Origin of the sequence: Methylomonas sp. EFPC1 (assembly GCF_016925515.1) — a bacterium.
Taxonomy (GTDB): Bacteria; Pseudomonadota; Gammaproteobacteria; order Methylococcales; family Methylomonadaceae; genus Methylomonas; species Methylomonas defluvii.
On record NZ_CP070494.1, the window covers coordinates 757,696 to 771,833 of the forward strand.

Below are 14,138 nucleotides of genomic sequence, written 5' to 3' on the forward strand. Positions count from 1 at the left end.
GGCCAAGGACAGTATCGATTAACTGGCGGGGTAAGTTGTTAGATGCATCTCAGGCTCGGCTTTCAGTATACTGAGCCGACACGTTTAAATCAGCGGCGGGTAATTCATAGATGATTAGTAAACCAGGCCTGTATCTCGTTGGGGGAGTAGCTGCCGTTGTGCTGGTCGCCAGCGGTTTTTATCTGAAGGAGGGAAATCGGCATACCGATGCCTTGATCCTGTACGGCAACATGGATATTCGCCAGGTGGAACTGAGTTTTCACGATCCGGAGCGCGTCGAGCAGATCCTGGTTCAGGAAGGCGAGCGGGTCAAACGCGGTCAATTGCTGGCGACGCAGGCTTTGGAGCGCTTTCAATATAGCCGCGATCAGGCCGCAGCCAAAGTGGATGTGCAACAACATCAGCTGGATAAACTGTTGCACGGTTCGCGGCCGCAAGAAATCGGTAAGGCCGGCAATGATGTCAAAGCGGCGGAAGCGGCGGTGGTACTGGCTAAGAAAGAGTTGGTCCGTTTTCAGGCGCTGGTCAAACGCAAACTAAGCTCCGCCGAGTCCCTGGATCGGGCGCAAGCCCAATACGACGCGGCCAGGGAGAGTCTGCAAGCATTGAAACAGCAATATGCGCTGACTGAAATCGGCCCGCGCCGGGAAGACATCCAGGCGGCTCAGGCGCAATTGAAAGCCGATCAGGCCGCCTTAAAGCTGGCTGATAAAGTCCTAGCCGATGCACGCTTGTATGCGCCGCAGGATGGCGTGGTCCAGAACCGCATCCTGGAGCCCGGCGACATGGCCAATGCCCAAAAGCCGGTATTGACGCTGGCCTTACGCGAGCCGTTGTGGGCTAGAACTTATGTGTCGGAAGCTGATTTGGGACGACTGCGTTATGGTCTGCCGGCTAGTTTGGCCAGCGACAGCTTTCCGGATAAAAGCTATCGGGGTTGGGTAGGGTACATGTCGCCGACGGCCGAATTTACGCCTAAAACGGTGGAAACCACCGAGCTGCGCACCAGCCTGGTCTATCAAGTACGGATCTACGCCTGTGACCCGGACGATCAATTGCGGCAGGGGATGCCGGTCACCGTGAGGATAGATACCCAGCAAGCACCGTTGGCACAACCGAGCTGCGAACCCGCGCTGTGATTGCCATAGAGGCCGATGCCGCACCGGCGCCATTGACCTTCAGGTCGGTAAGCAAACGCTTTACCGCCGGTGAACGGGTCGTGCCGGCCTTGCGGGATGTTTCCTTGCGGCTGTCGCTCGGCCAAGTCACGGCCTTGGTTGGCCCGGACGGTGCCGGTAAAACTACCTTATTACGCTTGGCGGCCGGCTTGTTGTTGCCCAATAGCGGCAGCATAAGCAGTTTTGGTTTGGATACGGCCGCCGCCGGTGCCCAATTGCACCAAATAATCGGCTATATGCCCCAGCGTTTCGGTCTTTATGAGGACTTGAGCGTGCTGGAAAATCTCAATCTTTACGCCGACCTTTACGGCATTTCCCGGCAGGACAGGCAACAGCGCTTCGCCGAGCTGATGCGCATGACCAATCTGCAAAAATTCAATCAGCGTCTGGCCGGCCAGCTATCCGGCGGTATGAAGCAAAAATTGGGTTTGGCCTGCACCTTGTTGAATCGGCCAAAATTATTGCTGCTTGACGAGCCGTCGGTTGGCGTCGATCCCTTGTCGCGCCGCGAGTTGTGGCAAATTATCGAGTCGCTGGTGGCGGAGTTCGGCACCACCGTCTTACTTAGCACGGCGTACATGGATGAAGCCGAGCGTTGCCAGCAGGTGGTATTGCTGGATAGTGGCGAAATTCTGCATCAGGATGCACCGTCCGGCTTTCATCGTCTGGCGGAGGCTTGCAGTTACCAGTTGTCCAGTCCGGTACTGGGTAAACGCATGCTGCAACAACGTTTGCAGATGCATGCCGATCTAATCGACTCGGTGGTACAGGGGGACGCGGTGCGGGCCGTGGCGCGTCCCAATTGCCAGCCGGATTGGACGGCGATATTTGGTAATGCCGAGCAAGTGCGGATTACGCCGGTGCCGCCGCGTTTAGAGGATGCTTTTATCATGCTGTTGCTGGCCCGGCACGAGGAAAAGTCGCCAGTGGAAACCGCGTGTTTTGTACCCGGCAATGGTTCGCGGTTTTTGGCGACGGAGCACGCAGCAGTGATTGAAGTCGAGCAAGTTGATCGCTGGTTCGGCAATTTTCAGGCGGTTAAAAAACTGTCTTTCGAGGTGCGGCACGGCGAGATTTTCGGTTTGCTTGGTGCCAACGGCGCCGGTAAGACCACGACATTCAGAATGTTATGCGGCTTGCTGCCGGCCAGCAACGGCCGCTTGCGGGTGGCCGGCCTGGATTTGCGCAATGCGGCAGCCCAGGCCAGGGCCAGACTGGGCTATATGTCGCAGAAGTTTTCCTTATATGGACAATTGTCGGTCAAACAAAATCTACAGTTTTTCAGCCATGCCTACGGTTTACGCCATAAGCGGCGAACAGAGCGTATAGCCTGGGCGCTTCAAGAGTTTGACCTGACTGAGTTTGCCGACACCAATAGCGTCGATCTGCCGTTGGGTTACAAACAACGTCTGGCGCTGGCTTGCGCGTTGATGCACGAGCCCGAGATTCTGTTTCTCGACGAACCGACTTCCGGCATTGATCCGCTGGCGCGCCGCGAGTTTTGGAATCGCATCAACAGCCTGGCGGCGCAAGGCGTGACGATATTGGTCACTACGCATTTCATGGAAGAAGCCGAATATTGCGACCGGCTGTTGATCATGCGCGAGGGCGACATCCTGGCCGCCGGCACGCCGGCCGAGATTCGCAGCCGTAGTCAAACCGCCGAGCAAGCGCCGGCCGAGACCATGGAAGAAGCTTTCATCCGCTTGCTGGAACTCACAGAGGAGTCGGCCGGATGAGTACCGCCAGCCAGCGCCTGCTGGGCTTGATTCGCAAGGAGTTTTTACAAGTGCTGCGCGACCCCAGCAGCCTGGCGATTGCCTTTGCGATGCCGGTGTTCTTGCTGTTGTTGTTCGGTTACGGGGTGTCGCTGGATGCGCGTCGCGTGCCGATAGGTCTGGTAATCGAGCACGTCTCGCCGGAGTCGCGCAGTTTTAGCGCCGGCTTCGATTATTCGGACTATTTTCAAGCCCATTACTTCCGCGACCTGCGTGAGGCCCGGCAGGCCTTGCTGACCCGAAAAATCAACGCCATCGTGCATTTGCAGGCGGATTTCGACCAGCGCTTGACCGGCAGCGAACCGGCGCCGATTCAGGTTATCGTCAATGGCGTCGATGCCAATACCGCCCGCCTGACCAGCGGCTATGTGCAAGGCGTTTTTGAAACCTGGCTCAATGCTCGCGCCGCTTGGCAGGGACAGGAAGCGCCGCAGCCGGTGCAATTGGCCGCCCGGGTTTGGTACAACAGCGCCTTGCGTAGCCGTAATTTTCTGGTGCCGGGCTTGATCGCCGTGATCATGACCTTGATCGGCGCCTTATTAACCGCTTTGGTGATGGCCCGCGAATGGGAGCGCGGCACGATGGAGGCCTTGATTTCGACGCCGGTCAGCGTCCGCGAAGTGCTGCTCGGCAAATTGATTCCGTATTACCTGCTGGGCATGGGCGGCATGTTGCTGTCGATAGGCATGGCGGTATTTTTGTTTCAGGTGCCGCTGGTCGGTTCTTTGTGGGTGTTGCTGGTAGCGGGCACATTATTTTTGCTGGCGGCACTGGGGATGGGGTTGTTGATTTCGATAGCCGCCAAAAATCAGTTTGTCGCCGGGCAAATCGCGATTGTCGTCACCTTCCTGCCGGCCTTTATCCTGTCCGGATTCATTTTTAATATCGACAGCATGCCGTGGGCGGTGCAACTGTTTACCCATCTGGTGGCGGCTCGTTATTTCGTGGCGATTTTGCAGACCGTATTCCTGGCCGGCGATATTTGGGAAGTGATATTGCCCAACGCATTGGCCTTGTTCTTGATGGCGGCGGCGTTTTTGGCCTTGGCCCTGTGGCGAGCGCCGCGCCGCCTGGAGTGACGAGTATGTGGTGGCGCATCCAGGCTTTATTGATCAAGGAATTCCTCAGCCTGCTGAAGGATAAAAAAAGCCGCTTTGTATTGATCGTGCCGCCGCTGGTGCAGTTATTTTTGCTCAGCTATGCCGCTACTTACGATCTAAACCAACTGCCGATCGCGATTTACAACGAAGACCGTGGCAGCGCCGCCCGCGATTTGATTGCCCGCTTCAACGGCGCGCCGGCTTTTCGGGAAGTGTTGCGCATCGAGCGCCAGGCGCAAATCGCCGCTGCGCTGGACAGCAAGCAGGTGTTGATGGTGTTGCATATCGGCCAAACATTCAGCCGCGATTTGCTGGGTGGCCGGCAATCGGCGCCGGTGCAGATATTACTGGACGGCCGCGATTCCAATACGGCCCAGATTGCCTTGGGCTATGCCCGTAACGTGATCAGTCAGTTCAACAGCGATTGGGCGCGCCAGCACAACCAAACCGGGCCGCCGGCGGAATTGCGCATCAGGGCCTGGTTTAATCCCAATCTGGAAAGCAGTTGGTTTATCGTGCCCGGTATCGTCGGCTTGCTGACCTTGGTGGTGACGATGACGGTGGCTGCATTATCGGTGGCGCGCGAACGCGAACAGGGCACGTTCGACCAACTGCTGGTGACGCCGTTCACGCCGGCGGAAATTCTGATCGGCAAAGCCATTCCCGGCCTGATCATCGGTGTAGCTGAAGCCTCGTTCAGTATCTTCATGGTGGTATTTTGGTTTCAGGTGCCGTTGTTGGGCAGCCTGGCCGCGCTGTACATCGGCATCGTGTTGTATGTGTTTTCGGTAATCGGCGCCGGTTTGATGATTTCCTCGTTATCGGTCACCCAACAACAGGGTCTGCTGGGTGGCTTTCTGGTGATTGTCCCGGGCGTAATCTTGTCCGGCTACGCTACGCCCATCGAGAACATGCCGGAATTGGTGCAGCAGCTGACGTTCGTCAATCCGCTACGTTATTTTTTGATCATTATCCGCGGGGTATTTCTGGAAGGCTTGGGGATTGCCGATTTAATCGACCAATACTGGCCGCTGGCGCTGATCGGTCTGTTCTGTTTGAGTTGCGCCGGCTGGCTATTTCGCAAGCGTATGTACTGAACGATGCCTGGCGTCTGAGTTGTCTCTGAAATTGCCTGCTTTCAGGCCTTTGGGGCTTTGTCCAAATCCTGACAATCGGCCGGCGGGGATTGTGCCGTTACAAACATTAGGCGGCCGTATATTGGGGTGTTTGGTAGTTTATCTTAAAAAAGAATTTATATATCAGTAAGTTAAATTGATTTCATAACTGGCATGGCCTGTGCTTTCTCACTGCATAACCAATCAAGTGAGGTGAAGAATATGGAACTGCCAGTAATCAACGAAACTCCAGCAGCCAGCGCAGGCGGCTGCTCCTCCCATTCTTGCGGCACAAGTGATGATCAACTCGGGCATTTGTCCGACGAGATTCGCTCCAAGGTGGAAAATCATCCTTGTTACTCGGAAGACGCGCACCACTATTTTGCCCGCATGCACGTGGCAGTGGCGCCGGCTTGTAACATCCAATGCCACTATTGCAACCGCAAATACGATTGCTCCAACGAGTCGCGTCCCGGCGTGGTGTCCGAGTTGCTGACGCCTGATCAAGCCGTGAAAAAAACCATGGCGGTGGCGGCCAACATTCCGCAAATGACCGTGCTGGGTATCGCCGGCCCTGGTGATCCATTGGCCAATCCGGAGCGCACCTTCGAAACCTTCCGCCGTTTGAGCGCTGAAGCGCCGGACATCAAGCTTTGTGTATCCACCAACGGTCTGGCTTTGCCGGAATCGGTCGAGGAACTGGCTAAGCACAACATCGATCACGTCACGATCACGATCAACTGTGTTGATCCGGAAATCGGCGCGCAAATCTATCCGTGGATTTTCTGGGAAAACAAGCGCATCAAGGGTGTGAAAGGCGCGAAGATCCTGATCGAGCAGCAACAAAAAGGCCTGGAAATGCTGACTGCCAGAGGCATTTTGGTCAAAGTCAATTCGGTAATGATCCCCGGCGTCAACGACAAGCATTTGGCGGAAGTCAGCAAAATCGTCAAAGCCAAGGGCGCTTTCCTGCACAACGTGATGCCGTTAATCGCCGAAGCCGAGCACGGCACCTTCTACGGCGTGATGGGTCAACGCGGTCCGACTCAGGACGAGTTGATGGATCTGCAAGACTCCTGCTCCGGCGACATGAACATGATGCGCCACTGCCGGCAGTGCCGGGCCGACGCGGTTGGCCTATTGGGCGAAGACCGTGGCGACGAGTTCACCATGGACAAAATCGAGGCGATGGAAATCGATTACCAATCGGCAATGGAAAAACGCAAAGTGATCCACGAAGCGATTGCCGAGGAAATGCACAGCAAGCGCGCCGCGAAAGCGGAAAAAGCTGCCGGCCACGCTGACGAGCCCAAGCTGAATACCCGTCCGGTGTTGATGGCTATCGCCACCAGCGGTCAAGGCGTGATCAATATGCACTTCGGGCATGCCAAAGAGTTTCTTATCTACGAAGCCTCCCCGAACGGCGTGCGTTTCATGAGTCATCGCAAAACTGATTTGTATTGCGGCGGCGACGATACCTGCGGCGACGGCGAGAGCGTGTTGCAACAAACCATTCGTTCCCTGGCCGGCTGTGAAGCGGTGTTGTGTTCCAAAATCGGTTACGAGCCATGGGACTTGCTGGAAAAAGCCGGCATCGTGCCTAACGGCGAGCATGCGATGGAGCCTATCGAAGAAGCGGTGATGGCGGTTTATAAGGAAATGGCCGCTGCCGGCAAGTTGGACGAGGCTGCGCCGCAAGAAGAGCGAGCGACGGCATAGCCCAATATTTCCTCTCCGGCCGGAGAGGGTAGGGTGAGGTGAATCAAAAAGCTTTTGCTTATTCAATTCTCCTCACCCCAGCCCTCTCCATCTGGCGAGGGAGATTGTTAGAACTGATTAACCATCGAATACAAAGGTAACGTCATGGCCTTACAAATCATCGAATCCTGCGTCAACTGTTATGCCTGCGAGCCGTTGTGCCCCAGCAAAGCCATCTACATGTCGGAAAAAGCCGGGCACTTCAGGATCAACCCGAAAAAATGCACCGAATGCGAGGGCGATTATAAAGACACGCAATGCGCCAGCATTTGCCCGATTGAAGGCGCGATTCTCGACGCACTGGGTGTGCCTATCAACCCGCCCGGCTCGCTGACCGGTATCCCGCCCGAAAAAATGGCCGAGGCGATGGCGGAACTACAAGCCCATTAACGGCTATGGCCACCGTGCATTTCTATGAAAAGCCGGGCTGCTTGAACAATACCCGGCAAAAGCAATTGCTGAGTGCCGCCGGCCATTTGCTGGTGGTCTACGATCTATTGCAACAGCCGTGGGGCAGGGAACCGGGCAAGTTGCGCTCGTTTTTCGGCGACATGCCGGTCGCGGATTGGTTTAACCGCAGCGCACCGGCTGTCAAACAAGGGTTGGTCGATCCGAACGCCGTCAGCGCAGACGAAGCAATCGCGCTGATGGTCGCGCAGCCGTTGTTGATCCGTAGGCCTTTGATGGAGGTCAACGAACAGCGCGTCTGCGGTTTCGACCAACAACAGGTCGATGCCTGGTTGGGCTTGGCTGCCTTAGCTTCGCAAAAGGATTTGGAAACCTGTCCCAAGCAGTCGCGCTCTGAGGCCTGCAAGCCATGAACAGCGTCAGATTGGAGAGTGAAGACGGCGTACCGCTGGCGGTGGCCTTGTCGGAGCGCGTGCATTGGGTCGGTGCGCTGGATCCGAATCTGCGTACCTTCGACATCATCCTGAAGACCGCCAACGGCACTAGCTACAACGCTTACGTGATTCGCGGCAGCGAAGGCGTGGCGGTGATCGATACCGTCAAGGAAGGCTTTGCCAACGCCTTTTTCGCCCGCCTGGAAAGCGTCGCAGACTATTCGGAAATCAAAGTCATCGTCCTCAATCATTTGGAACCCGATCATACCGGCGCCTTGCCGGAGTTGATGAAACGGGCGCCGCACGCGCAGCTGTTCATTTCCCAAAAAGCTCAGTCCATGCTCAAAGGCTTGCTGAAGCAGGACGAGTTGAGCTTTACCCCAGTGCTGACCGGCGACAAGGTCTCGCTGGGCGACCGTAGCCTGGAGTTTTTGCACACCCCGTATTTGCATTGGCCGGACACGCAATGCACCTACGCGCCGGAAGAAGCGATGCTGTTTTCCGGCGACGTGTTTGGCTGCCATTTTTGCGATAACCGCTTGTACAACGACAAAGTCGGCGATTTCCGCTTTTCCTTCGAATATTACTACGCCCACATCATGCGGCCGTTCAAGGAATACGTGGTCAGGGCCTTGGAGTTGATCGAACCCTTGCCGTTGAAATTGATTGCACCCACCCACGGGCCAATCTTGCGCGACCGCCCGCAGCATTACATCCAGCGTTATCGGCAGTTATCCAGCCCTGCTTTGCATAACGAACTGCGGCCCAATCAAAAAACCCTGCTGATTTTTTACATTAGCTCTTACGGCAATACCCGGCGCATGGCGGAAGCGATATATCAAGGCGCGATGCAAGTCGAGGATGTGCGCGTATCGCTTTACGACCTGGAAGGCGGGGAAGTGGCGCCGTTTGTCGATTTGATCGAGGAAGCCGACGGTTTGGTGTTGGGTACGCCGACCATCAACGGCGATGCGGTCAAGCCGATTTGGGATCTGTTGTCTTCGCTGGCGGTGGTCAATCTAAAAAACAAACTCGGCGGCGTGTTCGGTTCTTACGGCTGGACCGGCGAAGGCGTGCGCCTAGTGGAAGACCGCTTGCGCGGCTTGAAACTGCGGGTACCGATTCAAGGCCTGCGCGTGAAGCTGATTCCTACCGACGACGAGATACACGAGTGTAAGGCCTTTGGCTTGGAGCTGGCTCAGGAGCTGACCGGGGCCAGAGAATCACGGGTGATTAATTTTGCGGACCTGTAAACCGGATTAAACAGACGCTTGCTATTGAGTCTACAGCGGTATTCGTAGGCTAAACCGATTCACGGACGGATCGGTGACCTCATCGGCTGTAAGGCCGGTGAAAATCAGGAATCGTTTCGATTCCAAACCGGTTGGTCCTCAGATTAGAGGCTGCCGAGATGACTTTTAATACCTTATGGAGTTTTTACAATGGCCAAAGCGACCATTACATTTGAAGATATAAACGTGACGGTTACCGTCCCCGCCGGCACCCGGGTGATTGAGGTGTCCGAGAAAGTAGGTTCCGGCATTACTTACGGTTGCCGGGAAGGCGATTGCGGAACCTGCATCATGAAAGTGACTGCCGGTTGGAACAACTTGACCGAGCCGTCCGTACTGGAAGACAAAATTTTGCGGGAAAACATGGCCGGCAAACACAACCGTCTGGCTTGCCAAGCGCAAGTATTGGGCGGCGAAATTTCCCTTAAACCAGTTTAAAACGCAAAAGGAGTAACACATGGCATTAGTCACATTTACCAGTCCCGAATACCGGGATAAAACCGTTTACGCCGTTGCCGGCAGTCACACCCAGACTATTTTGAAGCTGGCTCTGGAAAACAAGATCCCCATCAATTTCGAATGCGAAGATGGCGAATGCGGCACTTGCGTGGTCCGCGTCACCAGCATCGATAAAAAGCTGGAGCGCATGGGTGGCACGATGACTGAGAAGGAAAAAGCCCTGCTGAAACAAATCGGTAAAGTCACTACCGAACAGTTGGAGCAAATGATCGTCGACGACTTGCCGCCAGAATGGCGTTTGGCTTGTCAGATGATCGTGAGAGATGAAGATATTCGCGTTGAGTATTAATCGTCTGCGTCATCGTTAAATAGGCCGGAGAATTGAGTATGAGTTGCACACTTAGCATGGCATCGAATGATAGGGTAGAGCCCTTGGTTATGAAGTCGCGGCAACACATTTATGAGGATCTGCTGGCCTGTGCCGACCAGTCGCCCAACAGCGTCTGGTTGGCGCAAATCATCGCCAGTTGGTGTGTCGGCGATGGCGTGCTTCCCGATAGATTGGGCTTGAACCCAATACAATTTGAACAGCTTATCGACCGCTACTTTCCCGGCTATTCCTTGGCGCCGAAAGCCTTTTCCGGTAGCAGTCTGGATTACAGCCGCATGTTGGAAAAACAGGATTTGGAAATCCTGCTGGGGCAATTTGCCACCAATCCCGGCGCGGAAACCGAATGGCTGATCGCGCTAATCGTTGCCGCCTGTTTGGGTAGCGATCATTTGTGGCAGGATTTGGGCTTGTGGTCTCGCACTGATTTATCGGCCATGCTGGGCTACAACTTTCCGGAATTGCTGGTGCGCAACAGCAAAGACATGAAATGGAAAAAGTTTTTGTACAAACAACTGTGCGAAGCGGAAGGCTTATACGTTTGCCGGGCGCCGTCCTGTGAGGTCTGTAAAGATTATCAGCAGTGTTTCGGGCCGGAAGATTGAAGCGTTTTCGTTTGTTGGCATCCCCCCGTTTTGATGTCAGTCAGCTTGGTTTCCTTGAGCCGATGGTTTTAGATCACATCAAACCCAAAATCCGATAAGCCCCTTTCGTATTTAAAACCACAGTAACCGGCGCGCTGGATTTGTTTTCCCAATACCAGCCGTGCGAGCCTTCAAAGGGCGCGCTTAACGAGCCACTGGATTGGCTGTCGGTCGTTTCCTTATAGCTTTTGAAATAGCCGGTTTTATCGCCTTGCGGCTCGCCGTGAAAATCAAAATACAGCGCCGCGCCGTTGGTGGACCACGAATATTCCAGGTTCGCGCCTTTGGCGAGATGAAATTTGTATTCCAGTCCTTCGCCGGCCGGCACCACGATTTTTACCGTATCCTGCCATTGCGAAGCCGCTGCCGGTTGCGCGGCGCTCACCGCCTGCACCGGCTCCGAGCAAGCGCTGCCTGTTTCACTTGGCGACGCCAAGCTAGTTAAACCGGTCATTTGCCCAAACCCGGTCGGATCTATGCCGTATTCAGCGGGCAACACCGCAGTGATCAGCACAACGCCAGCCAATAGCGTTGCCGACAGGCTGGCGATGGTCAGCGATTTAATTGATTGAACTGGCGGGTTGTTGTCTTGCATCGAATTATCCATTGATGATGTACCCCGTGATTTGGTAGCCGAACAGAATCAAGCCTCCGGACATTAACAGGGTGTTGGTGGCCGTGGAAAAGGTGTAATAACTGCGGTGGCGGCGCCAAAAGTCCAGCGCGATCAAGATAAACAGCAGGGCCAGAAATTGGCCGATTTCCACGCCCACATTAAACGCCAACAAGTTTTTCCAGAGCCCGGCTGCGGGTAGTGAAAAATCCTGCAATTTGGTCGCCAGGCCAAAGCCGTGAAACAGGCCAAAAATCATCACTGCCCATTTGGTATTGGGCTGAAACCCCAATAGGCGTTGAAAACCGCCCAGGTTGTCGAAGCCTTTATACACAATCGACAAGCCGATAATGGCGTCGATCAGAAACGGATTGACCGAGATGCTGCTTAACACGCCGAATAGCAGCGTCAAGCTATGTCCCAAGGTAAACAGGCTGACATAGACCAGCACGTCGCGAGTGCGGAATAAGAAGAAAATCACCCCCACCAAAAACAACAAATGATCGTAGCCGGTGACCATATGTTTGGCGCCGATTTACAAAAACGGGCCGATGGCGACGCCTTGGTTGGCCAGCAAAAACCGTTCGGTATTGGCATCGACGCCGTGGGCGTAGACGGCGGGGCTGAGCAGCGTCAATAACGATAAACAGCCGATAACACAAGCATTACGTGATATTGCGGAAAACATGTTTAAAGGGTTGGGTTTAATGTGGCAATGATTGTGAGCTGATAGATACCAGCGCGAAGGCGGCAGAATACCCCGATTAAGCCGCTCGTGGAAAGGGGCGGCCGCTAAGATTAACGTTACTTCTTGGGTATGGCCGGATGCCGATTGCCCAAGTGATCAATGTCGTCCAAGCTCATAATAGGCGAATACATCAGATCGTTAATGTCGCTGGAGCGCTCCCATCCTAAAACCATTTGACCGATGGCGCGTTTGGTCATTTTCACGAAGCGCGATTCGAGATGCTGGCGGCTACCGGGCGAATTTTCCGGTTCCGGGTGCATGCGCGCGGCGGAAACCACCGAACAGCGGCAGACTTTGTCGTGATAAGAAAACTGGAAACGAAAATTCCGGGCCCGGCTGTTGATGTCGCGGTTGGTTAGAAAAATGAAATAGGTGTTGCTGTCCGCTTCCGGCAAACGCTGCATCACGGTTTTAGCTTGTTCGAAGATGTCTTCCGCCGCGAATTGTTGTGTGCCCTGCATGGGCATCAGGCCTTGCATGCCCATCGCCACTGTGCCCTTAACCCACAGCCCGAATTCCTTAGTCAAATCTCTGCCGATTTGCGCCGCAACATCTTCCGAGAAATCGTTTAAAGGAATCAGGTAGACATTCACCGGACCGGTTTTTTCAGCCGCTGCTGGCGGGTAGAGCGAGGCGGTCGATAGGGATTTTGGCGTTGGAGCCCGGTCGGCTACGGCTAATGGCTGGGTATATCGAGAGCTTGTTGTGCAGCCGGCCAGGGTGGCCAATAAAACAATCATCAGTGACAAATATTTCATTCGGGTTGTCCTTAAGTTTACATATCTGAATTGTCGGGGTTGGAGAAGGTGCTTCTTCAGTGATGTTTGTGGCGATGTAAATGCAGTTATTGGTATCAGGCAAATAGCAATTTTTCATTACAGGGTCTTGCGTTCCTGGGGCACGGTATCTTCACGGCCATCATTCATAAAATCGTCGGGTAATGCGGCCAAGGCGTCGAATATTGTGGCAGCGCTGGCGGGCGTTTCTCGTAAGACGATCTCATCATCCCGGTGAAATATTTCCACCTTGTTGGTATTGAAACGAAATTTATTGGGTAGTCAGTACCGTTTGGCTTGCTGGATTGAAAAACTCGGGTGTAGGCCATCTAGTTCTTCTAATGGATTGTTAAGCGAAGTATATAAGTTTTGAGGCATGCGTAATTATTGCGTGCGAATAGGATGTCAATCTGATGAAGCCAGAAGAACAGCTGCTCATGTCATTGTTGAATGGCGTGATTTATTACACGCCTCGCTAGTATCCGGCCGCAATACCCGCTAGTATCGGTCCAACAAAGTAACAGGTGGATTTGAATATGACTATTGCCGAACTACATCAGCTACCCGCCATCGAAAAACTCAAGATCATCGAAGCGCTTTGGAACGACTTAGCCGAAGACGAGAACAATCTTCCGCCTCCGGCGTGGCACGAAGCCGAGCTAAAACAGACTGAAGCCGAGTTTTTGTCCAGAGACATTGAGGCTGTGGATTGGCGGCAAGCAAAAAAAGAATTGCGCTCGCGGTTTGAATTAATGTGAGAGTTCTATGTTCGACAATCGGATAAAACATTGCAGCCTATGGGCATTTAGTGGTTTATTAGGTTTTGTACACTGCATGGCGGCAATTTGATCGTCGATGAAATCACCGGCCTGTTATAGTTAATACACGCCAATAATTAGCATGCAAATAAACAAAATAAAGTCGCCGGAAAAGTCAGAAATCATTATGGTTTTAGGTTCAACCATTAATTCGGAAGGTAAGCTATCCGAAATAGCGGTTGGTAGACTCGAAAAATGTATAGAGGTTGTAAAAAATAAAGACGACTACTTGATCGTTTTAACAGGTGGGTTTGGCAGTCATTTCAATACAACCAACAGAATGTATTCATTGTATGCATATGAATATTTAATAAATAATGGTATCGATACAGATAGAATATCTGCGCTAATTCCAAGTGTGGATACTGTAGAGGATGCCACCCTTAGCTATCGAGTTATAAAGCATCTTAATCCGTTAAAGGTTGTAATTATTACGTCAGAATTTCATCAAGAAAGGGTTAAGTATATTTTTGGTAAAGTATATAAAGATTTCAAGTTGGAATATGTTAGTTCGGCTTATATGGCTGACAATGAAACCATGCGGCAACTAGCACTAACTGAGGAAAGAGAGCTAAAGCAATTGAAAGAAACTAATAGATCAAGCATTGGTTCATCCCTGGATTGATTTT

The 14,138-nt window shown here is 53.5% G+C and carries 16 protein-coding genes and 1 pseudogene; 13 read left to right on the forward strand and 4 right to left on the reverse strand.

The genetic code is table 11. The features are described from left to right. Positions 1-110 precede the first annotated feature (110 nt). The 11 genes from JWZ98_RS03560 (at position 111) to JWZ98_RS03610 (ending at position 10,515) form a co-directional block, all read left to right on the forward strand. The gene (locus JWZ98_RS03560) at positions 111-1,139 is read left to right on the forward strand and encodes an efflux RND transporter periplasmic adaptor subunit (RefSeq protein WP_205453302.1); all 1,029 of its coding nucleotides are present in this window, start codon (positions 111-113) and stop codon (positions 1,137-1,139) included. Continuing rightward, positions 1,136-2,917: an ATP-binding cassette domain-containing protein gene (locus JWZ98_RS03565; RefSeq protein WP_205453303.1), complete on the forward strand. Its 1,782-nt coding sequence runs from the start codon at positions 1,136-1,138 to the stop codon at positions 2,915-2,917. The genes JWZ98_RS03560 and JWZ98_RS03565 overlap by 4 nt, the downstream gene beginning before the upstream one ends. Beyond that, positions 2,914-4,035 (forward strand): ABC transporter permease, encoded by a 1,122-nt coding sequence (locus JWZ98_RS03570; RefSeq protein ID WP_205453304.1) that lies wholly within the window; start codon positions 2,914-2,916, stop codon positions 4,033-4,035. Before JWZ98_RS03565 ends, JWZ98_RS03570 begins: the two co-directional genes overlap by 4 nt. 5 nt (positions 4,036-4,040) lie before the next feature. Beyond that, complete coding sequence (locus tag JWZ98_RS03575) at positions 4,041-5,153, forward strand: ABC transporter permease (protein WP_205453305.1); 1,113 nt, start codon at positions 4,041-4,043, stop codon at positions 5,151-5,153. A gap of 240 nt (positions 5,154-5,393) precedes the next feature. After that, positions 5,394-6,890 (forward strand): nitrogenase cofactor biosynthesis protein NifB, encoded by a 1,497-nt coding sequence (gene nifB / locus JWZ98_RS03580; RefSeq protein WP_171696544.1) that lies wholly within the window; start codon positions 5,394-5,396, stop codon positions 6,888-6,890. Between the two features lie 144 nt (positions 6,891-7,034). Beyond that, a complete protein-coding gene (locus JWZ98_RS03585; RefSeq protein ID WP_020484742.1) occupies positions 7,035-7,319 on the forward strand; it encodes a 4Fe-4S dicluster domain-containing protein in 285 nt (94 codons plus the stop codon). 5 nt (positions 7,320-7,324) lie between these two features. Then, on the forward strand, positions 7,325-7,750 hold the full coding sequence (locus tag JWZ98_RS03590; protein ID WP_033156078.1) for an ArsC/Spx/MgsR family protein: 426 nt from the start codon (positions 7,325-7,327) through the stop codon (positions 7,748-7,750). Next, entirely contained in the window at positions 7,747-9,024 is a 1,278-nt protein-coding gene (locus tag JWZ98_RS03595; RefSeq protein ID WP_033156079.1) for an FprA family A-type flavoprotein, read from the forward strand. Before JWZ98_RS03590 ends, JWZ98_RS03595 begins: the two co-directional genes overlap by 4 nt. A gap of 189 nt (positions 9,025-9,213) precedes the next feature. Beyond that, positions 9,214-9,501 (forward strand): 2Fe-2S iron-sulfur cluster binding domain-containing protein, encoded by a 288-nt coding sequence (locus JWZ98_RS03600; RefSeq protein ID WP_020484745.1) that lies wholly within the window; start codon positions 9,214-9,216, stop codon positions 9,499-9,501. Positions 9,502-9,520: 19 nt separating this feature from the next. Further along, positions 9,521-9,871, forward strand: a complete 351-nt coding sequence (locus JWZ98_RS03605; RefSeq protein WP_033156080.1) for a 2Fe-2S iron-sulfur cluster binding domain-containing protein — start codon at positions 9,521-9,523, stop codon at positions 9,869-9,871. A gap of 38 nt (positions 9,872-9,909) precedes the next feature. After that, complete coding sequence (locus JWZ98_RS03610) at positions 9,910-10,515, forward strand: nitrogen fixation protein NifQ (protein ID WP_205453306.1); 606 nt, start codon at positions 9,910-9,912, stop codon at positions 10,513-10,515. A 73-nt stretch (positions 10,516-10,588) separates the two neighbouring features. On the opposite strand, the gene JWZ98_RS03615 is transcribed toward JWZ98_RS03610, so the two are convergent. From JWZ98_RS03615 to JWZ98_RS03630, 4 genes and pseudogenes are all read right to left on the reverse strand, one after another. Further along, positions 10,589-11,149 (reverse strand): hypothetical protein, encoded by a 561-nt coding sequence (locus JWZ98_RS03615; protein WP_205453307.1) that lies wholly within the window; start codon positions 11,147-11,149, stop codon positions 10,589-10,591. Positions 11,150-11,153: 4 nt separating this feature from the next. Beyond that, positions 11,154-11,855 (reverse strand): annotated as a pseudogene (locus JWZ98_RS03620) (HupE/UreJ family protein). Positions 11,856-11,971: 116 nt separating this feature from the next. Continuing rightward, positions 11,972-12,673: a hypothetical protein gene (locus JWZ98_RS03625; RefSeq protein ID WP_205453309.1), complete on the reverse strand. Its 702-nt coding sequence runs from the start codon at positions 12,671-12,673 to the stop codon at positions 11,972-11,974. A gap of 117 nt (positions 12,674-12,790) precedes the next feature. Continuing rightward, complete coding sequence (locus JWZ98_RS03630) at positions 12,791-12,940, reverse strand: hypothetical protein (RefSeq protein WP_205453311.1); 150 nt, start codon at positions 12,938-12,940, stop codon at positions 12,791-12,793. Between the two features lie 287 nt (positions 12,941-13,227). Between JWZ98_RS03630 and JWZ98_RS03635 the strand changes: the two genes are divergently transcribed. Together JWZ98_RS03635 and JWZ98_RS03640 are read left to right on the forward strand one after the other, a co-directional pair. Further along, positions 13,228-13,449, forward strand: a complete 222-nt coding sequence (locus tag JWZ98_RS03635; protein ID WP_205453313.1) for an addiction module protein — start codon at positions 13,228-13,230, stop codon at positions 13,447-13,449. Positions 13,450-13,591: 142 nt separating this feature from the next. Then, positions 13,592-14,134, forward strand: coding sequence for a YdcF family protein (locus tag JWZ98_RS03640; protein ID WP_205453314.1), 543 nt, complete (start codon positions 13,592-13,594; stop codon positions 14,132-14,134). Positions 14,135-14,138 lie beyond the last annotated feature (4 nt).